Source organism: Stenotrophomonas tumulicola, assembly GCF_014117215.1.
Lineage (GTDB): Bacteria > Pseudomonadota > Gammaproteobacteria > Xanthomonadales > Xanthomonadaceae > Stenotrophomonas > Stenotrophomonas tumulicola.
In genome coordinates this window covers 1,093,597-1,116,513 of record NZ_JACGXS010000001.1, presented here as the reverse complement: position 1 = coordinate 1,116,513, position 22,917 = coordinate 1,093,597, and the positions used below count along the sequence as shown (strand labels likewise).

General features: G+C 67.0%; 14 protein-coding genes. 12 read left to right on the top strand and 2 right to left on the bottom strand.

Translation table 11 applies throughout. The features are described from left to right. Positions 1 to 351 precede the first annotated feature (351 nt). The 6 genes from H4O11_RS04960 (at position 352) to xylA (ending at position 9,761) form a co-directional block, all read left to right on the top strand. Positions 352 to 3,270: a TonB-dependent receptor gene (locus tag H4O11_RS04960; protein WP_182338230.1), complete on the top strand. Its 2,919-nt coding sequence runs from the start codon at positions 352 to 354 to the stop codon at positions 3,268 to 3,270. A 101-nt stretch (positions 3,271 to 3,371) separates the two neighbouring features. Next, complete coding sequence (locus tag H4O11_RS04955) at positions 3,372 to 4,844, top strand: MFS transporter (RefSeq protein ID WP_182338229.1); 1,473 nt, start codon at positions 3,372 to 3,374, stop codon at positions 4,842 to 4,844. 26 nt (positions 4,845 to 4,870) lie between these two features. Continuing rightward, positions 4,871 to 5,887, top strand: a complete 1,017-nt coding sequence (locus H4O11_RS04950; protein WP_182338228.1) for a glycoside hydrolase family 43 protein — start codon at positions 4,871 to 4,873, stop codon at positions 5,885 to 5,887. Continuing rightward, complete coding sequence (locus H4O11_RS04945) at positions 5,877 to 6,695, top strand: aldose epimerase family protein (RefSeq protein WP_182338227.1); 819 nt, start codon at positions 5,877 to 5,879, stop codon at positions 6,693 to 6,695. The genes H4O11_RS04950 and H4O11_RS04945 overlap by 11 nt, the downstream gene beginning before the upstream one ends. A gap of 186 nt (positions 6,696 to 6,881) precedes the next feature. Next, positions 6,882 to 8,399 (top strand): xylulokinase, encoded by a 1,518-nt coding sequence (gene xylB / locus H4O11_RS04940; RefSeq protein ID WP_182338226.1) that lies wholly within the window; start codon positions 6,882 to 6,884, stop codon positions 8,397 to 8,399. Positions 8,400 to 8,429: 30 nt separating this feature from the next. Next, a complete protein-coding gene (xylA, locus tag H4O11_RS04935; RefSeq protein ID WP_182338225.1) occupies positions 8,430 to 9,761 on the top strand; it encodes a xylose isomerase in 1,332 nt (443 codons plus the stop codon). A gap of 30 nt (positions 9,762 to 9,791) precedes the next feature. Here xylA and H4O11_RS04930 read toward each other — a convergent pair whose 3' ends face one another. Further along, positions 9,792 to 10,874: a substrate-binding domain-containing protein gene (locus H4O11_RS04930; RefSeq protein WP_182338224.1), complete on the bottom strand. Its 1,083-nt coding sequence runs from the start codon at positions 10,872 to 10,874 to the stop codon at positions 9,792 to 9,794. Positions 10,875 to 11,073: 199 nt separating this feature from the next. On the opposite strand from H4O11_RS04930, the gene H4O11_RS04925 reads away from it, so the two are divergent. The 6 genes from H4O11_RS04925 (at position 11,074) to H4O11_RS04900 (ending at position 22,327) form a co-directional block, all read left to right on the top strand. Next, entirely contained in the window at positions 11,074 to 13,236 is a 2,163-nt protein-coding gene (locus H4O11_RS04925) for an alpha-glucuronidase family glycosyl hydrolase (RefSeq protein ID WP_425506003.1), read from the top strand. 2 nt (positions 13,237 to 13,238) lie between these two features. Then, the gene (locus tag H4O11_RS04920; protein ID WP_182338223.1) at positions 13,239 to 15,179 is read left to right on the top strand and encodes a sialate O-acetylesterase; all 1,941 of its coding nucleotides are present in this window, start codon (positions 13,239 to 13,241) and stop codon (positions 15,177 to 15,179) included. 17 nt (positions 15,180 to 15,196) lie between these two features. Further along, a complete protein-coding gene (manD, locus tag H4O11_RS04915; protein ID WP_182338222.1) occupies positions 15,197 to 16,450 on the top strand; it encodes a D-mannonate dehydratase ManD in 1,254 nt (417 codons plus the stop codon). Positions 16,451 to 16,452: 2 nt separating this feature from the next. Then, a complete protein-coding gene (locus H4O11_RS04910) occupies positions 16,453 to 18,180 on the top strand; it encodes a glycoside hydrolase family 43 protein (protein ID WP_182338425.1) in 1,728 nt (575 codons plus the stop codon). A gap of 71 nt (positions 18,181 to 18,251) precedes the next feature. Further along, positions 18,252 to 20,879, top strand: a complete 2,628-nt coding sequence (locus tag H4O11_RS04905; RefSeq protein WP_425506002.1) for a glycoside hydrolase family 3 protein — start codon at positions 18,252 to 18,254, stop codon at positions 20,877 to 20,879. 2 nt (positions 20,880 to 20,881) lie between these two features. Continuing rightward, a complete protein-coding gene (locus tag H4O11_RS04900) occupies positions 20,882 to 22,327 on the top strand; it encodes a mannitol dehydrogenase family protein (protein ID WP_182338221.1) in 1,446 nt (481 codons plus the stop codon). Between the two features lie 145 nt (positions 22,328 to 22,472). Here H4O11_RS04900 and H4O11_RS04895 read toward each other — a convergent pair whose 3' ends face one another. Beyond that, a complete protein-coding gene (locus H4O11_RS04895) occupies positions 22,473 to 22,868 on the bottom strand; it encodes a VOC family protein (RefSeq protein WP_182338220.1) in 396 nt (131 codons plus the stop codon). Positions 22,869 to 22,917: the final 49 nt, after the last annotated feature.

The window sequence follows — 22,917 nt, the reverse complement described above, 5'->3', positions numbered from 1 at the left end:
CGGATGTCGCGTTGCAGCACGCCACAGCGCAGGCGCAGGCGTGGCAATCAGGCCGACAACGATGGAAATACAGGTATTCCGGTGTTGTCTGGTAGCGCTACCACTAGCACGGCTTGGAAATGGAAATCCACTGCCGCGTGCATCTGCCTGCAACGGCGGGAAAGCGTGGAAGGGGCTGTCGCCGGCAAGGTTTCATTTTTGTTGCCATGCAGCGTGCACATTCGATTGGTAGCGCTACCATCGCCTCCAGCCCGGAGCAACGGGCCTGCCCCCATGCAGCAGTCCAACGCGGTCGACGTCCGCCAGCGCGGCACTCGACCATCGATCACTTGATGAGGGAAGGGGATTACGGTGCATAGAAGTCACGCAAGAACCACGTTGTCGCGCGCACTGGGAATGGCGCTGCTTGGACTGGCTTCCAGCGCTGCGATGGCGCAGGAAGCGACCACGCCGCAGGCGCAGGATGCTGCACCGCCTTCCCCTGCCGATACGCAGGTCACCGAGCTGGACAGGGTCCAGGTCTCCGGCTATCGCAGCAGCGTGCAGTTCTCCACCGACGCCAAGCGCGATTCCACCGGGTTCACCGACTCGATCTTCGCCGAGGACATCGGCAAGTTCCCGGACATGAACATCGCCGAATCGCTGCAGCGCATCCCGGGCATCCAGCTGTCCCGCGACGTCAACGGCGAAGGGCTCAACGTCGCCATCCGCGGCCTGCCCAACAGCTTCACCACCACGGTGGTCAACGGCGCGCCGGTGGCAACCGCATCGATCGGCCTGAACGCGCAGAACCAGAACCGGGAGGTCGACCTCAACCTGTTCCCGACCGAGTTCTTCACCCAGCTCACGGTCAACAAGACACCCAAGGCAAGCCTGCCGGAGGGCGGCATCGCCGGCGTGGTCGACATGCGTACCGCACGGCCGTTCGATCGGCCGGGGACGCACGTCACCTACCAGCTGCAGGGCACCTACAACGACAATGTCGACAAGCTGACGCCGCAGGGTTCGGTGCTGGGAAGCTGGACCAACGATGCAGGCACCTTCGGCGTGCTGGTCGGGGTGACTTCCACGCGCGGCAAGATCGGCGTGGAAGGCTATGAGACGGTGGGCTGGACCAATCCCGGCCTGAACTACACCCAGTGCGGGCTGGCGCCGCCGGCTGGCGTGGATGGCAGTGCGGTCCGGCCAGCCGAATGCAATGCCGGTGGTGGTGGCAACTGGCTGATTCCCAATACCGTGCCGGACAATGCCTCGACCATCGGCGCCGGACTGACCCCGGGCGCGCTGATCGACCGGGACGCGCTGCTGGCGCTCAACCCCGGGCTGAGCATCGAACAGATCAGCGACGCACTGATCCCGCGCCTGAGCCGTCCGGTGCACATGTCCGGCGACCGCGAACGCGACGCGGCAGTGGCATCGCTGGAATGGCGCCCGAACGAGTACGCGCGCTTCTACCTGGACACCATGTTCTCGAAGGCACGCCGCACCAACGACCGGATCGACATCAACCTGGTCGGCCGCAACTTCGGCGCCGACGGCATGATCCCGATCAACATGCAGGTCGATGCCAATGGCGTGGTGACCGATGCCACCTTCAGCAACGCGCAGTTCTTCCTCGAAGCGCGACCGTACATCGAAGACGTCAAATACTGGAGCGTGAACCCGGGCGCCAGCTTCCTGTTCGGCGACGAGGGCATGATCAAGCTGGACGTGCAGGCCAATGCCAGCCGCAGCTGGATGTTCCGCGAATCGCCGACCATCCTGGTCAACTCGCCGCGCACCACGCTGCAGTACAGCAACACCGGCAGCGAGCCGACCTGGACCACCGACCTGGACCTGAACGACCCCAACGCAGGCTGGACCTGGGCCGGCGGCCGGGTCAACGTGCAGAACGAAAAGCGCGTGACCGAGACCAAGGGCGCACGTGCCGACCTGCAGTTCGGCGAAGACCGCAGCAACATCCGCGTTGGCGTGGCCTACGATGAGAACAGGCGCACCATCCAGGGCTTCGACAACAGCGAGGCATGGCAGAGCGAAGTGCTGTCGAAGATCTCCGACGCCGACCTGGTGAACTACCTGCGCCCGGGCCCGTACGGTTTCATCACCGCGGACTTCGATGCGTTCAAGAATGCCACCAACTATGGCCAGTACAGCGATTCGGCACCCGAATCGGCCGGTCCCAACACCGGCGGCTCCACCGGTGGCTTCGAGGAAAAGACGTTCGGCGCCTACATCGAGATCAACGGCGAAGGCGAGGTCATGAACCGCACGCTGCGCTTCAATGCCGGCGTGCGTTACGTGACCACCGACCAGGATGTCAGCGGCCCGGTGACCATCGCCGGGGTGCGCCAGTGGCAGACGCTGAAGGGCGACTACGACGAATACCTGCCTTCGTTCAACGCGGCATGGGATGTTGCCGACAACGTGGTGCTGCGCTTCTCCGGTTCACGCACCATGACCCGGCCCAATCCCAGCTCGATGCTGCCCAACACCACCTTCACCGACCTGTCCGCGCTCAACGCCAGCCAGGGCAACCCGAACCTGACGCCGTACGTGTCGACCAACTTCGACCTGGGCGGCGAGTGGTATACCGGCGGCGAAGGCATGATCGGCCTGAGCCTGTTCAACAAGCGCATCGAGGGCTACACCTACCAGGGCACCAACACCATCCCGTTCTCGCAGCTGGGAATCCCGTATGCCGACCTGACCCCGGACCAGCAGTCGGCGATCGCCGCACGCGGCGGCCCGGACGCGGCGACGGTGATCGTGCAGCAGCAGGTCAACGCCGATGCCACGGTCAACGTGCGTGGCTGGGAGCTGATCTGGGTGCAGCCCCTGGACTTCCTGCTGGATGGCCTGGGCATCATGGCCAACTACACCGACATCGACCTGTCCACCGAAGGCAATGATGCCGACCAGCTGACCGGCAACCTGTACGGCATCGCGCCGAAGCTGTGGAACGCCACGGCGTACTTCGAGCGCGGACCGTTCTCGGTGCGTGCGTCGTACAACCATACCGATGCCATCGTCGGCACCGGGCCGAACCAGCAGGGCATCCCGTATGCCCAGATCATCGGCGAATCGCGCGGGCAGTGGGACCTGTCGGCCAGCTACACGCTGGAGAACGTCTGGTCCAAGCCGCAGATCACGCTCAACGTGGTCAATCTGACCGGCGAGACGCAGCGCTCCAACTTCTGGTATTCCAACGCGGTGAACGATATCTACGATCCGGGCCGCACCATCATGCTCGGCCTGCGCGGCTCCTTCTAGGCCGCGCAGGGAAGGGTTGTGCTTTGCCGCGTCCGCCGCACTCCGGGGCAGGCGGACGCGGCGTCTTTCCACGCAGCACGCTCCACGGGCTTCCAGGATCCATGAACCAGGCAACGGAAAAGCTGTCCTCCCTTGAAAAATTCGGCTACAGCCTGGGCGACCTGGCCGCCAACCTGATCTTCCAGACGCTGGTGACTTTCCTGGCGTTCTTCTACACCGACGTCTACCGCATACCACCGGCCACGGCGGCCAAGATCATCTTCGTGGTCGGGTTGCTGGGTGCTTTCGTGTTCACGCCGGTGCTGGGCCTGGTGGCCGACCGCACGCGTACCCGCTGGGGCCGGTTCCGGCCGTGGATCCTGTGGACGGCGGTGCCGTTCGGTGCGCTGTCACTGGCAGCGTTCAGCACGCCGGATTTCGGCCCACAGGGCAAGGTGGTGTATGCACTGGCCACCTATACGCTGCTGATGCTGGTGTACGTGGCCAACAACCTGCCGTACTCGGCACTGAGTGGCGTGTTGACCGGCAGCATGGCCGAGCGCAACAGCCTGTCTTCCTGGCGCTTCGTCGCGGTGATGATCGCGCAGTTCATCATCCAGGTGCTGCTGTTGCCGCTGGTGCTGGTGCTGGGCGACGGCGACCGCGCACGCGGCTTCGAACACGCCATGGCGTTGTTCGCGGTGGTCGGCACGGTGTTCTTCCTGATCACCTTCTTCACCACGCGCGAACGCGTGCTGCCGGCCGTGGAGCAGTCTTCCAGCGTGCGCCAGGACCTGTCGGACCTGGTGAACAATGGCCCGTGGCGGATCATGCTGCTGCTGACCATCCTGGTATTCATCACCCTGGCGTTGAAGGGTGGCATGTACGTGTACTACTTCCGCTATTACCTCGACGAACAGGCGCTGTCGGCCTTCATCCAGCAGGTCGGCTTCAACCACGCGCTTGCTGCTGTCGACGGCACCCTGCGCGGCATGGGCCTGGAGGGATTCCACTGGCCCAAGGATCCGGCGACGTCGGCGTTCAGCCTGTTCAGTGCGGCCGGCATCATCTTCATGATCGTCGGCATCGGCTGTTCCAAGTCCTTCGCCGACCGCTTCGGCAAGCGCGACACCTTCGGCGCGGCGCTGCTGCTGGCCACGCTGTGCCTGCTGGCTTTCTGGTTCTTCCCGCCACAGGCAGTGGGCACGGTGGTGATGGCGTACATCCTGCACGGGTTCTTCTACGGCATCACCACGCCATTGCTGTGGGCGATGATCGCCGACGTCGCCGATTACTCCGAATGGAAGAACCATCGCCGCGCCACCGCGATCATCTTCTCGGCGATGCTGTGCGGACTGAAGATTGGGCTGAGCATCGGCGGCGCGCTGGTTGCCGCGATCCTTGCGGGCCATGGCTATGACGCGGCGGCACCGGTGCAGCTGCCGGGCGTCGCCCAGGGCATACGCCTGACCGTGAGCCTGTACAGCGCGATTCCCTTCCTCGCCGCGATCGCCCTGCTGTTCCTGTACCGCATCGACCGGCCGCTGGAGGCCCGCATCGAACAGGAGCTGGGTGCACGTCGCACCGCAGCCTGATCCATCCCCCTACGAAAGACCCTACGATGAGCAAACGACTCGATCCCCGGCAGTTGCAGGACCTGCAGGCCTCGGCCCTGTCCGCACCGCTGGTCACCCACATGTACACGGCCGATCCGTCCGCGCATGTTTTCCAGGGCCAGCTGTACGTGTATCCCTCGCACGACATCGATGCCGGCGTGGCGTTCAATGACAACGGCGACCACTTCGGCATGCGCGATTACCACGTCTTCCGGATGGCGACGCCGGAAGGCCCGGCCGAGGACTGCGGCGTCGCGCTGGACATCGATGACGTGCCGTGGGCCGAGAAGCAGATGTGGGCGCCGGATGCCGCGTTTCGTGACGGCACGTATTACCTGTATTTCCCGGCGAAGGCCGCCGACGGCCGGTTCCGCCTCGGCGTCGCCAGCAGCCCGCGTCCGGAGGGCCCATTCCAGGCCGAAGCGACAGCCATGGAGGGGACCTATTCCATCGACCCGGCGGTGTTCGCCGACCATGATGGCGAACACTATCTGTATTTCGGTGGCATCTGGGGCGGCCAGTTGCAGCATTACCGCGACAACCATTACGACAGCGCGCACGTGGAGCCGACAGGCGCCGCGCCGGCGCTGGGCCCACGGGTAGGGCGGCTGGCGGCCGGCATGACGCAGTTGGCCGAGCCGACGCGCGAGGTGGTGATCCTGGACGAAGCCGGCCAGCCGCTGCGCGCGGACGACCATGCACGGCGCTTCTTCGAAGGCCCGTGGCTGCACCACCACCAGGGTCGCTATTACCTGTCCTGGTCGACCGGTGACACGCATCTGCTGTGCTATGGGGTCGGTGACAATCCGTATGGACCATTCCGCTATGAAGGCGTGATCCTGACACCGGTACTGGGCTGGACCACCCATCATTCGATCGTGCAGTTCGAAGGCCGCTGGTGGCTCTACTACCACGACAGCATCCTGTCCGGAGGCGTGACCCACCTGCGCAACATGAAAGTCGCCGAACTGCACCATGAGCCGGATGGACGTATCCGCACGCTGCACCCCTATGGCGAGTGACGCTGCCCACTTGCCGCTGGCGGTTGGCCCGTTGATCGAACTGCGCGACGGGCCGCTGGCCGTCAGCGTGGCACCGCAGGCCGGCGGGCGGCTCGCCCAGGTGGTGCATGCAGGGCAGCCATGGCTGGTGGGTGCTGACGGCGTCGAGGCAGCTGCCATCGCGTGGGGGTGTTATCCGATGCTGCCGTGGGCCGGACGCGTGCGCGGGGGGCGATTCCGCTTCGACGGGCGCGACGTGCAGCTGCCTCCTTCGCTGGGTGCCCATGCCATCCATGGGGTCGGCTATCGCCTGCCATGGCAGGTGGAGCAGGCGACGGCACGGGAATGCATATTGTCGTTGGCGCTGGGCGAAGGAACGCAGTGGCCGTTCGGCGGCAGTGCCCGGCAACGTATCGCCATCGACGGACCACGCCTGCACCTGGAGCTGAGCGTGCAGGCCGGCGCCAGGCCGATGCCGATGCCGGTGCTGGGCTGGCATCCGTGGTTCCGCAAGCCAGGCCAGCTTCAGTTCGCGCCCACCGCCTGCTATCCACGTGACGCCGATGGCATCGCGCGGCTGCCGGTCGTCGAGGTGCCGGCACGGCCGTGGGACGACTGCTTCCTCAACACGCAGCCGGTGTTGCTGCGACGTGGCGGCCAGGTGTTGACGCTGCGCGCCGGCAGTGATCACTGGGTGGTATTCGACGAACCCGCGCATGCCACCTGCGTGGAGCCGCAGACCGGGCCGCCGGACGCGTTCAACCTGGTGCCTGGCGTGCTGGCTGCGGGCGACCAGGTCGGCACCTGGTTCGACTGGGTGTTCGAGTAGCAGGGATGATCGCGGTGCCATGGCAGGGGAGCGCTTGCGCGCTGCAGCATGGCTTTGTGCCCGTTCTTGCTTAGAGTAGGGCCATGCAGATGGCATCGTGCATCTGCATCTGGAAATGCAGCGGAAGAGACATCCGCCTTTTTTTGGATATTTTTATGATAGCGCTACCATTCACAGGACAGGTCCATGGCTGAAACCGTTCCAACACGCGAAGACGGCCTGTTCATCGGCCTGGATGTGGGCACGCAGGGCGTCAAGCTGGTGGCCTATGATCCGCAGGCACGCGCCGTGGTCGCCACCACCGCCGCAGCGCTGGAACTGACCAGTCGTGACGACGGCACCCGCGAACAGGAGGCGCGCTGGTGGATCGATGCGATCCAGTCCTGCTTTGCCGCGCTTGAGCCAGGCCAGCGCCTGCGCGTGCGTGCCATCGCCGTTTCCGGCCAGCAGCACGGCTTCGTTGCGCTATCGGCCGACGGCGACGTCACCGCGCCGGTGAAGCTGTGGTGCGATACCAGCACGCATGCCGAGTCCGAGGCGATCATGCAGGCGGTGGGTGGCGTCGCTGGCAGCGTGGAGCTGGCCGGCAACCCGATCCTCACCGGCTACACCGCCTCGAAGCTGCCATGGACGCGCGTGCATCGTCCCGATGCCTACGCGGCAATGGCCAGCATCCTGCTGCCGCATGACTACGTGAACTTCTGGCTGACCGGTGAGCGCTTCATGGAAGCCGGCGATGCGTCCGGCACCGGTTGGCTGGACGTGCGCAGCCGCAGCTGGTCCGAGCCGATGCTGCGTGCGATCGACGACCGGCGCGACCTGCGCGATGCGCTGCCGCCATTGGTCGAAGCCGGCACCACGTTCGCACTGCTGCCGGCTGTCGCGGGCCTGCTGCAGTTGCCCGCAGGCGTGCTGGTCACCACCGGTGGCGGCGACAACATGATGGCCGCGATCGGCACCGGCAACGTGGTGCCGGGCCGCTTGACGATGAGCCTGGGCACTTCAGGCACGCTGTTCGCCTTTGCCGACCATCCGGTGGTCGATGCGCAGGCACGCTGGGCAGCGTTCTGTTCCTCCAGCGGTGGCTGGTTGCCGCTGATCTGCACGATGAACTGCACCGTCGCCACCGAAACCACCGCGCGGCTGTTCCAGCTCGACCGTAGCGGGGCCGAAGCGGCCATCGCCAGCACGGCGCCGGGTGCGGATGGCCTGGTGATGCTGCCGTTCTTCAATGGCGAACGCACGCCGGACCTGCCCGGGGCGCGTGCCAGCCTGTTCGGCATGAACCTGCACAACGCCACTGCCGCGCATCACTACCGCGCCGCGATGGAAGGGGCGACCTACAGCCTGCGCAATGGCTATGACGCCTTCGTCGATGCCGGGCTCTCCTTCGACACCGTGCTGCTCACCGGCGGCGGCAGCAAGAGCGCGCAATGGCGCCAACTGGTGGCCGACGTGTTCGACCTGCCGGTGGTGGTGCCCAGCCAGCCCGAGGGTGCCGCGTTCGGTGCCGCGCTGCAGGCGCTGTGGGCCCACCAGCGCGCCACGGGCGCCGCCGACACGCTGGCCGACGTGGTGCTTGCGCACCTGCAGGTGGACGAGGCCCTGTCCACGCGACCCAACCCGGAGCATGTCGCGGCCTATGCCGCCGGCTACCAGCGTTTCCAGACCTACCTGCAGGCGATCACTCCGCTGTACGCCTGACCCCATCCCCCCAGCAATGAAGGATTGACCATGACCAGCCTCTTCATCGGCGCAAAGGAATACTTCCCCGGCATCGGCCGCATCGGCTTCGAAGGCCGCGAATCGGACAACCCGCTGGCGTTCAAGGTGTATGACGCCAACCGGGTGATCGGCGGCAAGACCATGGCCGAGCACCTGCGCTTCGCCACCTGCTACTGGCATACCTTCGGCAATGCCGGCCACGACCCGTTCGGTCCCGGCACCCGCCGGTTCCCATGGGAATCCGGCTCGCCGATGGCCACCGCCGAAGCCAAGGTGGATGCCGCATTCGAATTCTTCACCAAGCTGGGCACGCCATTCTGGTGTTTCCACGACATCGACCTGGCACCGGATGCCGAGGACATCGGCGAATACGAGCGCAACCTCAAGCACATGGTCGGGCTGGCCAAGCAACGCCAGGATGCCACCGGCATGAAGCTGCTGTGGGGCACCGCGAACCTGTTCTCGCACCCGCGCTACATGAACGGTGCGGGCACCAATCCGGATTTCGCGGTGGTCTCGCGCGCGGCCATCCAGGTCAAGGCGGCGCTGGAAGCCACCGTCGAACTGGGCGGCGAGCACTACGTGTTCTGGGGTGGCCGCGAGGGCTATTCGAGCCTGCACAACACCGACATGAAGCGCGAACTGGAAAACTTCGCGCGTTTCCTGGCGGCGGCACGCGACCATGGCCGCAGCATCGGGCTGAAGGGCAACTTCCTGATCGAGCCCAAGCCGATGGAGCCGATGAACCACCAGTACGATTTCGACAGCGCCACCGTGGCCGGTTTCCTGCGCCAGCACGGCCTGGAAAAGGATTTCAAGCTCAACATCGAAGCCAACCATGCCACGCTGGCCGGGCACACCTTCCAGCACGACCTGCAGGTGGCGTCCGATGCAGGGCTGCTGGGCAGCATCGATGCCAACCGCGGCAACCCGCAGAATGGCTGGGACACCGACCAGTTCCCGACCGACTTGTACGACACCATCGGCGCGATGCTGGTGGTGCTGCGCCAGGGCGGGCTGGAAGGCGGGTTGAACTTCGATGCCAAGCCGCGCCGTGAATCCACCGACATGCAGGATCTTTTCATCGCGCATATCGGCGGCATGGATGCGTTCGCGCGCGGGCTTGAGGTCGCCCATGGGCTGCTGACCACATCGCCGCTGGAGCAGTGGCGCCAGCAGCGCTACGCCAGCTTCGATGGCGGCAATGGCAAGGCATTCGCCGAGGGCAGGCTGGACCTGGCGGCCATCGCCGACCTGGCCCGCGGTGCCGGTGAGCCGGCGCAGACCAGCGGCCGCCAGGAAGCGTACGAAAACCTGGTCAACCAGTACCTGCTGCGCTGAGCCGGGCAGGGACGGGCGATGCCAGTGACCTCATCCCGTCCTGCCACGCCCCGTCGTCGTCCGCGGCGGCGGGGCCACCGACTGGCGTTCCACCAGCTGGTGGCCGAATACTTCGTCGACGATGCTGCGTTCGCCCTGTTCGCCGCTGCGGATGCTGCGCAGCAGGACATCGACGGCGGCATCGGCCATCGCACCGATCGGCTGGCGGACGGTGGTCAGTTCGGGCCAGACCGTGGTGGCCGAAGAGCTGTCATCGAAACCGACCACCGACAGGTCGCGCGGCACTTCCAGCCCGCGACGGTGCGCCACCGATACCGCGGCGGCGGCCATGTCGTCGTTGCTGGCGAAGATGGCGCTGGGCAGCACGCGGCGCGACAGCAGCTTCTCGGCCGCCTGCAGGCCGGAGCGGTAGGTGTAGTTGCCGGCCTGCACCAGGTGCCTGTCCAACGGCAGCCCGTGCGCTTCCAGTGCGGCGCGGAAGCCTTCGAAACGCAGCTCGCTGGCGGTCATGTCATCGCGGCCCTTGATGAAGCCGATGCGCTGGTGGCCCTGCGCGATGAGGTGTTCGGTCATCTCGCGGGCGGCGCGGAATTCGTCGATGTGCACGCAGGAAATGCGGTCGTGGAAACGTCCGGAAGCGATCGCCACCACCGGCACGTTGGCTTTCACCAGTTCCTGCACGGCGGCATGCGATTCGCACAATGGCGGCGGCAGGATTACCCCGGACACACCCTTGGCCAGGCGGCGGGCGGCCTTGCGCTCGTCGGCGGCGTCCATTTCATCCCAGTAGTCGATCACCAGCTGGATGGCGGTGCGCGACGCCACGTGCAGCACGCCGACCAGCAGTTCGCGCAGGTAGGCGCCACTTGGGTTGCTGTAGATCAACGCGATGCGCGTGTTCTGCGCGGCGGCCAACGTGCTGGCGGCCAGGTTAGGGGTGTAGCCCAGCTTGTCGACCGCGCGCATCACGCGTTCGCGGGTCGAGTCGCGGACGTTTCCCTTGCCGTTGACCACCCGCGACACGGTCATCGGCGAGACCTTGGCCAGGCTGGCGACCTCGTCGATGGTGATGCCGTGGCTCTTGCGGCGGATGGATTTCCTGTCGTTGCTCACGTATCGACCCTCGGAAAGTGGTGCCGCGACCCGGGCCATGACGTGCGATGGCCGCTGCGGACGTCCCGGCATGGTAGCGGTAACCGAACACAGCGGCGAGCAACACCCCTTTGATGGATCCCGTGGAGGCAACATGATGTCTGCTGGTACGCAGTTCCCCGTTGGCAGCGATACCCCGGTCGGTGCACCGTCCGCGTCGATGAAGGCAGGGCGGGGCAGGCGCATCGCCACGATGCTGCTGGTGCTGGCCAGCCTGCTGGTGGCATGGCCGGTTGCCGCCGAGGATGGCCATGAGCTGTGGCTGCGCTACCTGCCGCTGCCGTCAGCGCAGGCGCAGGCATACCGCCAGCAACTGGGCGGCGTCGACGCGCCGGCCGATACGCCGGTGCAACGTGCGGCACGGGACGAACTGGTCCGTGGCTTGCAGGGGTTGCTGGGCGCGACGGCAGCAGGGGCCGCAGCGGTTGGACAGCCCATCGTGCAGGTCGGCACGCCGGCATCATCGCCACGGATCGCGGCCCTGCACCTGCCGCTGCAGGACCTGGGCGAAGAGGGCTACCTGATCCGGCACCTGCAACAAGGCGGCCAGGGCGGCATCGTGGTGGCCGCCAACAGCGATGTCGGCACCCTGCACGGTGTCTTCCACCTGTTGCGCCTGGTGCAGACAACGCAGCCGTTGGCCGATGTCGACCTGCGCCAGTCGCCGAAGATCCAGCGCCGCGTGTTGAACCACTGGGACAACCTGGACCGCAGCGTGGAGCGGGGCTACGCCGGGCAGTCGTTGTGGGACTGGCAGAAGCTGCCGGGCTGGCTGGATCCGCGTTACACCGATTACGCGCGCGCCAATGCCTCGATCGGCATCAACGGCACGGTGCTCAACAACGTCAACGCCAATGCGCTCAGCCTGACTCCGATGTACCTGGAAAAGGCCGCGGCGCTGGCGTCGGTGATGCGCCCCTACGGTATCCGCGTCTACCTGAGCGCGCGTTTCAGTGCGCCGATCGAGATCGGTGGGCTGCCGACCGCCGATCCGCTGGACCCGGCCGTACAGCGCTGGTGGAAGGACAAGGTGGATGAGATCTACCGCTACATTCCCGACTTCGGTGGCCTGCTGGTCAAGGCCAATTCCGAAGGCCAGCCGGGCCCGCAGGACTATGGCCGCAGCCATGCCGCCGGCGCCAACATGCTGGCCGATGCGTTGGCACCCCACGATGGCATCGTGATGTGGCGGGCGTTCGTGTATTCGCATGAGACCTCGCCGGACCGTGCCAAGCAGGCGTATGACGAGTTCGTGCCGCTGGACGGCAGCTTCCGCGACAACGTGCTGGTGCAGGTCAAGAACGGCGCCATCGACTTCCAGCCACGTGAACCGTTCCATCCGCTGTTCGGTGCCATGCCGAAGACACCGCTGATGATGGAGTTCCAGATAACCAAGGAATACCTGGGCTTCGCCACCCACCTGGCCTACCTCGGGCCGATGTACGAAGAGACGCTGCGCGCCGACACCTACGTGCAGGGCAAGGGATCCACCGTGGCCAGGGTGGTCGACGGTTCGCTGCAGAAGTCGAGGCTGACCGGCATGGCCGGGGTGGCCAACATCGGCAGCGACCGCAACTGGAGCGGCTCGCAGTTCGACCAGGCCAACTGGTATGCGTTCGGCCGCCTGGCGTGGGATCCGATGGACGATGCCGGCCGCATCGCCGAAGAATGGCTGCGCATGACGTTCTCCAACGATCCAGCCTTCGTTGCCCCGGCGCTGGCGATGATGATGCGCTCACACGAGGCGGTGGTGGATTACATGACGCCGTTGGGCCTGGCCCACCTGATGGGGCGCAGCCATCACTATGGGCCTGCCCCGTGGGATGCCGGCAGCGAACGCCCGGACTGGGATCCGGTGTATTACCACCGCGCCGGCGCCGATGGCATCGGCTTCGACCGCAGTGCCGGTGGAAGCGATGCAGTGGGCCAGTACGCGGCGCCACTGGCGCGCCAGTACGGCAACCTGGCTACCGTACCCGAGCAGTACCTGCTGTGGTTCCACCATGTCCGCTGGGACCACCGCATGGCCTCCGGCCGCACGCTGTGGGACGAACTGGTGATCCGTTACGGGCACGGTGTCGACGAAGTCGCCGCGATGCGCGGCACCTGGGATGGCCTTGCCGCCTACGTCGATCCGGAGCGGCATCGCGAAGTCGCCGCGTTCCTGGCCATCCAGCAGGACGAAGCGCAATGGTGGCGCGATGCCTGCGTGGCGTACTTCCAGAGCCTGAGCCAGCGTCCGTTGCCGGCCGGACAGGCGCCACCGGCGCATCCGCTGTCGTATTACCAGTCGCTCTCGTTCCCGTTCGCTCCAGGAATCTGACCATGTCCGCGACCTGTGTTCCCCGCCTTGTAGTCGCCGTGGTGCTGGCCTGCAGTGCCGGCACCGTGGTGGCCGACGAGCCGCTGCTGTCGGCTCCTTTCGGCGACCATGCCGTGCTGCAGCGCGACCAGCCGATTCCGTTGTGGGGACAGGCACCTGCCGGTGAAGAGGTGCATGTACGGCTGGGCATGCAGGATGCGCGCACGCGTGCCGATGCACGGGGGCAGTGGCGCCTGCAGCTGCCTGCGCTGGGCGCAGGTGGACCGTATCGACTGGAGGTGCGCGCGGGCGCGCAGGTGCAGCAGCTGCAGGACATCCTGCTGGGCGATGTGTGGCTGTGCAGTGGGCAATCGAACATGGAACTGCAGGTCCACCGCAGCCTGGATTCGCGGTCGGAGATCGCCAGTGCCGGCAATGCGCAGCTGCGCCTGCTGCAGGTGGAAAAGCAGGCCAGCGCGGAACCGCTGGCACGGTTCGCCAAGGCGCCGCGGTGGCAGCTGGCCAGCCCGGACAGCGTCCGTGATTTCTCCGCGGCCTGCTATTACTTCGGCCGTGAACTGCAGCCGGTGGTCGGCGTACCGATCGGCCTGGTCCACGCTTCATGGGGGGGTACCCGCATCCAGGCCTGGCTGAGCGCGCCTGCGCTGCGTGGACTTGGCGACTACGCAGCGCAGCTGGATGTACTGGAGCAGCGCGAACGCGATCCCGCCCAGGCCATCGCAGGCTGGGGCAAGCTGTGGCAGGCATGGTGGCAACGGCAACCGGCGGTCGCCGGCGGCCAGCTTCCCTGGCAGGACGAGGCAGCCGCCAGCTGGAAGGATGTGCAGCCATCGGTGCGCTGGATCGATCCGCAACAGCAGGATGTCGTGGGCATGCACTGGTACCGCGCCACCGCACGGCTGACGCCGGCGCAGGCAGCGCTGCATGCCACGCTGCAGCTGGGGCCGGTGGATGAAGTGGACATGACGTGGATCAACGGCAAGGCGGTCGGCAGCGACGCCGGCGCCGATGCGCCGCGCGCCTATGCGGTGCCGGCAGGCGTGCTGCAACCGGGCACGAACCGGATCGTGGTCAACGTACTCAACACCTACCGCGAAGGCGGCATCGGCGGGCCACCGGAGCGCCAGGCATTAGTGCTGGACGATGGCACGCGCGTACCGCTGCAGGACTGGCAAGGGCAACCAGCGCCGGCCGACGTGGGCACGCCGCCCACCGCGCCGTGGATGGCGACCAGCGGCCTGGCCGGGTTGTACAACGGCATGATTTCGCCGCTGGCGGGCTATGGGTTGCGCGGTGCGGTCTGGTACCAGGGCGAATCCAACACGTTCCAGCCTGACCAGTACGCGGCGCTGCTGGCCGCCTATCGTGACGACCTGCGTGCCCGTTTCGGCAGCGAACTGCCGCTGCTGGTGGTGCAGTTGGCCAACTACGGCGCGGCGCCACTGCACCCGCAGGACAGCGAATGGGCGCGGCTGCGCGAGGCGCAGCGGCGTACCGTCGCCGATGATGCGCATTCGGGCCTGGCGGTGGCCATCGACCTGGGCGAACGCGGTGACATCCACCCGGCCAACAAGCAGGACGTGGGGCGTCGCCTGGCGCGTGCCGCCCGCCACGTGGTGTACGGCGAAACGCTGTCCGCCTCCGGTCCGGTCGCCCTGCACGCGCGCCGGCAGGGCGACCGGGTCAGCGTGGAATTCGCGCAGACCGGTGATGGCCTGGTGGCCTATGGCGGTGCCGGTCCGGTGGGCTTCGAACTGTGTGGCGCCACGCAGGAAAGCTGCCGTTACGCCACCGCGCGCATCGATGGCGATCGCGTGTACCTGCACGCCGGCGCGGTCACCGGCGCGCAGCGCGTGCGTTACGGATGGGCCGACAGCCCGGTAGTCACCCTCTACGACAGGGACGGCCTGCCGGCCGGTCCCTTCGAACTCCCGATCGAATGAACCCAGCGGAACCCATCATGAGCAACGCAGCTTCCACCGCCCCTTCCCACGGCTCGTCGCGCGACCGCGAGATCGTCGACGCCAAGGTCATCGTCACGTCGCCAGGGCGAAATTTCGTCACCCTGAAGATCACCACGCGTTCGGGCGTGCATGGCATCGGCGATGCCACGCTGAACGGCCGTGAGCTGGCCGTGGCGTCCTACCTGCAGGACCACGTGCTGCCCAACCTGATCGGCCGCGATGCTGGCCGCATCGAGGACATGTGGCAGTTCCTCTACCGCGGTGCGTACTGGCGTCGTGGCCCGGTGACCATGAGCGCCATCGCGGCAGTGGACGTGGCGCTGTGGGACATCCTCGGCAAGATGGCCGACATGCCGCTGTACCAGCTGCTGGGCGGACGTTCGCGCGAAGGGGCGCTGGTGTATGGTCATGCCAATGGCCGCGACATCGCCGAGGCATCCGATGCAGTGGGGCGCTTCATCGAACAGGGCTTCCTGGCGGTGCGCGCGCAATGCGGCGTGCCGGGCGTCAAGAAGGCGTATGGCATCTCCAGCGGAAAGGGCTATGAGCCGGCCGAAAGCGAGCTGCCTGCGGAAACGGTATGGAACACCGCGCGTTATCTGGACGTGGTGCCGCAGTTGTTCGCCCGCTTGCGCGCCGACCATGGCCCGCAGGTGGAACTGCTGCATGACGTGCACCACCGGTTGAGCCCGATCGAGGCCGCGCGACTGGCCCGCAGCGTCGAGCCCTACCGCCTGTTCTGGCTGGAGGACGCCACCCCGGCCGAAAACCAGAAGGGTTTCGAGCTGATCCGCCAGCACTCGGTCACCGCGCTTGCGGTGGGCGAGGTGTTCAACTCGATATGGGACTGCAAGCACCTGATCGAAAACCAGCTGATCGACTACATCCGTACCACCATCGTGCACGGCGGCGGCATCACCCACCTGCGTCGCCTGGCTGATTTCGCTGCCCTGCACCAGGTGCGTACGGGCTTCCACGGCGCCACCGACCTGTCGCCGGTGACCATGGGCGCGGCCCTGCATTTCGATACCTGGGTACCGAACTTCGGCATCCAGGAGTACATGTTCCATACCGACGAAACCGACGCGGTGTTCCCGCACGACTATGTGCTGCGCGGTGGCCGCCTGCACGTGGGCGACACTCCCGGGCATGGCGTGGACATCGACGAGGCACTGGCGGCGAAGTATCCGTATGCGCCGAAGCAGTTGCCGGTCGCGCGCCTGGAAGACGGCGCGATGTGGGACTGGTGAGCATGCGCCGGGGGCAGGGAAGGGCGTGCGCGTGGTGGCTTGTGGCCCTGCTGCTGGCGGTGGGCGCGCAGGGCGCGGCCGGGCAGGGTGCGGCGCCCATCGCGGCTGCGGACGCCGGTGCGCTGCGGCCGACGGTATTTGACTGGTTTGAATACCGCGGCGAGGACGAAGCTTTCGCCAGCACGTTGCCGGAAGGCCACTTCCGCAACCCGGTGCTGGCCGGTTTCAACGCCGATCCGAGCGTGGTGGCGGCCAATGGCCGCTTCTACCTGGTCAACTCCAGCTTCGGCTATTTCCCTGCCATTCCCGTGCACGAAAGCACCGACCTGGTGCACTGGCGGCAGATCGGCCATGTCATCGACCGCCCCGGCCTGCTGGATTTCGACGGCCTTGGCGTGTCGCGCGGGATCTTCGCACCGGCCATCGCCTTCCATGCAGGTCGCTTCCATGTGGTCGGCACCGCCGTGGACAGCGGCGGCAATTTCATCGCCAGTGCAACCGATCCCGCCGGCCCGTGGTCGGATCCAACGTGGCTGCCGGACGTCGCCGGCATCGATCCTTCGCTGTTCTTCGACGACGACGGCCAGGCTTACCTGCTCAACAATGATGCGCCCGCCGGCCCGGCGCGCTACGACGGCCATCGCGCGGTCTGGATCCGGCGCATCGACGTCGACGCCGGCCGCACGCAGGGCCCGGCCACGGTGCTGGTGGACGGTGGCGTGGACCCGGCAGCGAATCCGATCTGGATAGAAGGGCCGCACCTGTACAAGAGGGACGGCTGGTACGTGCTGTCCGCCGCCGAGGGCGGGACCGGTCCGCAGCATTCGCAGGTGGTGTTGCGCAGCCGCCACGTACTGGGTCCCTATGAAGCCTTTCCCGGCAACCCGATCCTGACCCAGCGCGACCTGCCGGCAGGACGTCGGCTGCCCATCATCAACGCAGGCCATGCCGACCTGGTGCAGGGGCCCGATGGCAGCTGGTGGGCCCTGTTCCTGGCCAGCCGCACCTACGGACAGCGCCACTACAACACCGGCCGCGAAACCTTCCTGCTGCCGGTGCAATGGCAGGACGGGTGGCCGCTTGTCCTGCCGCCCGGCGCCGCCATTCCGTATGCGCTGCCGGCCCCGGGGTTCGCCCGCGGCCCGGTGCAGCAGGCGCCCAACAGCGGCAATTTCACCTGGCGCGATGGATTCGACGCCCGCACGCTGCGGCACGAATGGTCGTTCCTGCGGGTGCCGACGCAGGATTGGGTCGACCTGCATTCGCGGCCGGGCCACCTGTTGCTGCGCCCGCGTCGCGAGGACCTGTCCTCGCTGCGCAATCCCAGCTTCCTGGCCCGGCGCCAGCAGCATCTGCGTTTCGACGCCAGCATCGCGCTGCAGCTGCCCGCCCGCGGTGCCAGCGCTGGCCTGGCGGTGTTCCAGAACGAACGCCATTGGTACTACCTCGGCGTGCGTCGCCAGCGACAGGGCGATGAACTGTTCCTTGAAAAGCGCGACGGCGACGGCCCGGCCGTCGTGGTGGCGCGCCAGCCCTTGCCGCCAGGACGACAGGCCATCGTGCTGACCGTCGCCGCTGATGGCGCGCGTTACCGCTTTGGCCACCACGATGCGCATGGCCACGATGTGCTGCTGTCCGAGGCCGATGGCCGGGTGCTGAGCACCGACCATGCCGGTGGCTTCGTCGGCGCCACGCTTGGTCCCCATACCCGCGACGAGCGGACCCCATGAACCCGACAGGAGTCGCCTGCATGTCCCGCAATCGTTTCAGTTACCTGCTGCGCCACCGGACCCCGTTGACGATGGCGCTGGTACTGGCCTGCATGCCGGTGTCCGCCGACGATCGCCCATGGCTGGATGGCGACGCATCGTTCGAGCAACGTGCCAGCGCGCTGGTTGCACGCATGACGCTGGAAGAGAAAGCAGCGCAGATGCAGAACGACGCACCGGCGATCGAGCGCCTCGGCGTGCCGGCCTATGACTGGTGGAATGAAGGCCTGCATGGGGTGGCCCGCGCCGGCGGTGCCACGGTATTCCCGCAGGCGATCGGCATGGCCGCGACCTTCGACGTACCGCTGCTGGGCCAGGTCGCCACCGCCATCAGCGACGAAGCGCGGGCCAAGCACCATCGCTTCGTTGCCGAAGGCAAACACGGCCGCTACCAGGGCCTGACGTACTGGTCACCGAACATCAACATCTTCCGTGATCCCCGCTGGGGCCGTGGCCAGGAAACCTATGGCGAGGATCCGTGGCTGACCGCGCGGCTGGGCGTTGCCTTCGTGCAGGGCCTGCAGGGCGACGATCCGGTGTACCGCAAGCTGGACGCCACCGCCAAGCACTTCGCGGTGCACAGCGGTCCGGAGGCGGACCGCCACCATTTCGACGTCGCACCCAGTCGTCGCGACCTGTATGACACCTACCTGCCGGCCTTCGAGACACTGGTGAAGGAGGCCCATGTCGCCTCGGTGATGGGCGCCTACAACCGTGTCTACGGCGAGTCCGCCAGCGCCAGCCGCTTCCTGCTGCAGGACACGCTGCGCACGCAGTGGGGCTTCATGGGCTACGTGGTGTCCGACTGCTGGGCGGTGGTCGATATCTGGAAGAACCATCGTATCGTCGCCACGCCCGAAGAAGCGGCCGCGTTGGCGGTTGGCAACGGAACCCAGCTGGATTGCGGCAACACCTATGCCCAGTCGATTCCGGTAGCGGTGCACAAGGGCCTGCTCAGCGAACAGGCGGTGGATGCCGCGGTGACCCAGCTGTTCACTACGCGCATGCGCCTGGGCATGTTCGACCCAGCGGAAAAAGTACGCTGGCAGCGCATCCCGTATACGGCCAACCAGTCGCCCGGACACGATGCGCTGGCGCGCAAGGTGGCGCAGGAATCCATCGTGCTGCTGAAGAACGACGGGCTGTTGCCGCTGCCACGCACGCTCAAGCGGATTGCAGTGGTCGGCCCCACTGCCGATGACACCATGGCGCTGCTGGGCAACTACTACGGTACCCCGGCCGCCCCGGTGACGATCCTGCAGGGCATCCGCGAGGCAGTGCCGCAGGCCGAGGTGGTGCATGCGCGTGGCGCCGACCTGGTGCAGGGGCGCAGCGATCCCGCAGCGACGCCGCTGATCGAGCCACGGTACCTGCGTCCCGCGGCCGGCAGCAGCGAGCGCGGGCTGCGCGGCGAGTACTTCGCCAACCGCGACCTGGCCGGGACTCCGGCGCTGGTCCGCGTCGATCCGCAGATCGCGTTCCGCTGGGACCGCGGGTCGCCCACCGATACGCTGCGTGCACGTGGCGAAGTCGGCCCCAGGCAGAGCCTGCCGGATGACAACTTCAGCATCCGCTGGAGCGGCCAGCTGGTTCCGCCACGCAGTGGAACCTACCGCCTGGAAGCAGCGGCCAACGACGGCGTACGCGTATACCTGGATGGCAAGCCGGTGATCGACCGCTGGAAGGAAAGCGACCGCCTGCAGGCCGAAAGCGTGGAGCTGCAGTTGCAGGGCCAGCGTGCGTACGACCTGCGCCTGGAGTATTTCGAAGGCGAGCGCGATGCCGGCGTGCGCCTGGCCTGGGAGATGCCAGGGGCGCTGCCGCCGCTGGAAGAGGCCGTGCAGGCCGCGCGCGATGCCAACGTGGTGGTGTTCGTCGGCGGCCTCACCGGCGACGTGGAAGGCGAAGAGATGCAGGTCGATTACCCTGGCTTTGCCGGTGGCGACCGCACCGACATCCGGCTGCCGGCGACGCAGCAGCAGCTGCTGGAGGCCATGCAGGCCACCGGCACGCCGGTGGTGGCGGTGCTGACCACCGGTTCGGCGCTGGGCGTGGACTGGGCCAAGGCACACCTGCCGGCGCTGCTGGTGGCCTGGTATCCCGGCCAGCGCGGTGGCAATGCGGTGGCCGACGTGCTGTTCGGCGACGTCAATCCGGCCGGTCGCCTGCCGATCACCTTCTACAAGGCCGACCAGCTGATGCCGGCGTTCGAGGACTACGCGATGCAGGGGCGGACCTACCGCTACTTCGACGGCGAGCCGCTGTATCCGTTCGGCCATGGGCTGAGCTACACCACGTTCCAGTACGACGGGCTGCGCCTGGATCGTACCCGCGTCGGCGCGGCCGGTACGCTGCAGGCCAGCGTGCGGGTGCGCAACAGTGGCGAACGCGCCGGCGACGAAGTGGTGCAGCTGTATGTCCGTGGGCAGCAGGACGGCACGGGCCGGTCACTGAAGGACCTGCGCGGCGTGCAACGCATCACCCTGCGGCCCGGTGAAGAACGCGAGCTGCAGTTCACCCTGCATCCCGGGGCCGACCTGCGCCGCTATGACGAGGCGGGGCAACGTTACGTCGTCGATCCGGGCCATTACGAGCTGCAGGTCGGTGCCTCCAGCAGTGATATCCGCCAGCGTGCGGCGTTCGAGGTCACCCCGGAATGAGCATGCCCTCCACCCTGGACCGGCCACGCCTGTCCGATGCCACCCTGGACAGCGCACGCATCGGCGTCCGCCGTCCGGGTTATCAGCGTGACGCGACACGGATCGGCATCGTCCACCTGGGTGCTGGTGCCTTCCATCGTGCGCACCAGGCGGTGTACGTGGACGGCCTGCTGGCGGGCGAACCCGGCTGGGCCATCTGTGCGGTGTCGCTGCACAGCCCGGCAACCGCCGACGCACTGGCCCCGCAGGACGGGTTGTATACGCTGGCACTGCTGGATGCGGAGCCGGAACAGCGGGTCATTGGTTCGATCCGCGAAGTGCTGTTCGCCGGGACACAGCAGGACGCGGTGCTGGCGCGCCTGGCCGACCCTCAGGTACGGCTGGTCACGCTGACCGTGACCGAGAAGGGATACTGCCTGTCTGCCGACGGCGTGGACATGGCACATGCGGACATCGCGCATGACCTGGCTGCCCCGGACCGGCCGCGCAGCGCGATCGGTTACATCGTGGCGGGCCTGCGCGCCCGTCATGCGGCCGGTGAGCGTCCCTATACCGTGCTCAGCTGTGACAACCTGGCCGACAACGGCAATCGCCTGCGACGGGCAACGCTGCAGTATGCCGAACGGGTGGATGCCGAGCTGGCCAGCTGGATCGCCGACCAGGTGACCTTTCCCTGTTCGATGGTGGACAGCATCACCCCCGCCACCGACGACGCCCTGCGCGAAAGCGTGGATGAAGTGCTGGGCCTGCATGATGCGTGGCCGGTACAGCGCGAACGCTACACGCAATGGGTGCTGGAGGACCGTTTCTGCAACGGGCGCCCGGACTGGGAGCGGGCAGGGGTGACGCTGAGTGACGATATCGCCGGTTACGACCGGGCCAAGCTGCGCCTGCTCAATGCGGCGCATTCCGCACTGGCCTACCTGGGGCTGCTGCAGGGCCTGCGAACCGTCGGCCAGGCCATGGCAGACCCGGCATTGGGGCCGTTCGTGGCCGCGTTGATGCGCGACATCGCGGCCAGCACGGCGTTGCCACCGGGGCTGGATCCGGAGACCTATATCGACGCGATCCTGCAGCGCTTCAGCAACCCGGCGGTGAGCCACCAGTTGATCCAGATCGCCCAGGACGGATCGCAGAAGATCCCGGTGCGCCTGTTCGGCACCATCGCCGATGCGCTGGCTGCGGGGCGCTGCATCGATGCGCTGTGCATGCCGGTGGCGGCGTGGCTGCATTTCATCCGTCAGCAGGCACGGGCCGGTGTGGCGCTGGCGGATCCGCTGGATGGCCAGCTTCGTGCCATCGGCGCTGCCAGCACCGGCGACGGTCGGCATGACGTGCCGGCGTTCCTGGCGCTGCCGACGGTGTTCGGTGCCCTGGCCACGGAGGCGCGCTTCACCGCTGCATTGGAGCGTGCGTACGATGCGGTGCGACATCGCGGCGCGTCGTAGCGCCGGGCCATGCCCGGCGGAATCCAGGACGATCGTTACGTTCCGTAGCGCCGGGCCATGCCCGGCGGAATGTATGGCGGCCGCTGCGCTCGCCGGGCATGGCCCGGCGCTACAGGAATTTCGCCGGGCATGGCCCGCCCGCGTTTCAGCGCATGCGGTAGATCGCGCAGAGCTTGTTGCCATCCGGATCCAGCACGTAGGCGAGATGGTGGGAACCCAGGGTGCCAACCCTGAGCCCCGGCGGATCCTCGATGGACGTGGCGCCGTTCATGACGGCAATATCGTGGAAGGCCTGGACCTGCTCGGGCGAGGCACACTTGAACGCGACCGTGGCGCCGTTGGCGGGAGCCGCCGGTTCGTTGTTGATGGGCTGGGTCACCGCGAACGTGCTGCCTTCATGACGATAGAAGAGCCGCTTGTGGCCGGATGCCGCGGTGTCGGCATGCGGCGGCGCAGCGCCGAAGACAGTTCCGAGCACGGTGTTGTAGAACGCCTTCGAACGCTCGATGTCATTGGTGCCGACCATGATGTGGTTGAACATCTCCAGATCTCCATCCCAAGGGTGTGGATGCATTCTAGGCGCAGTATCC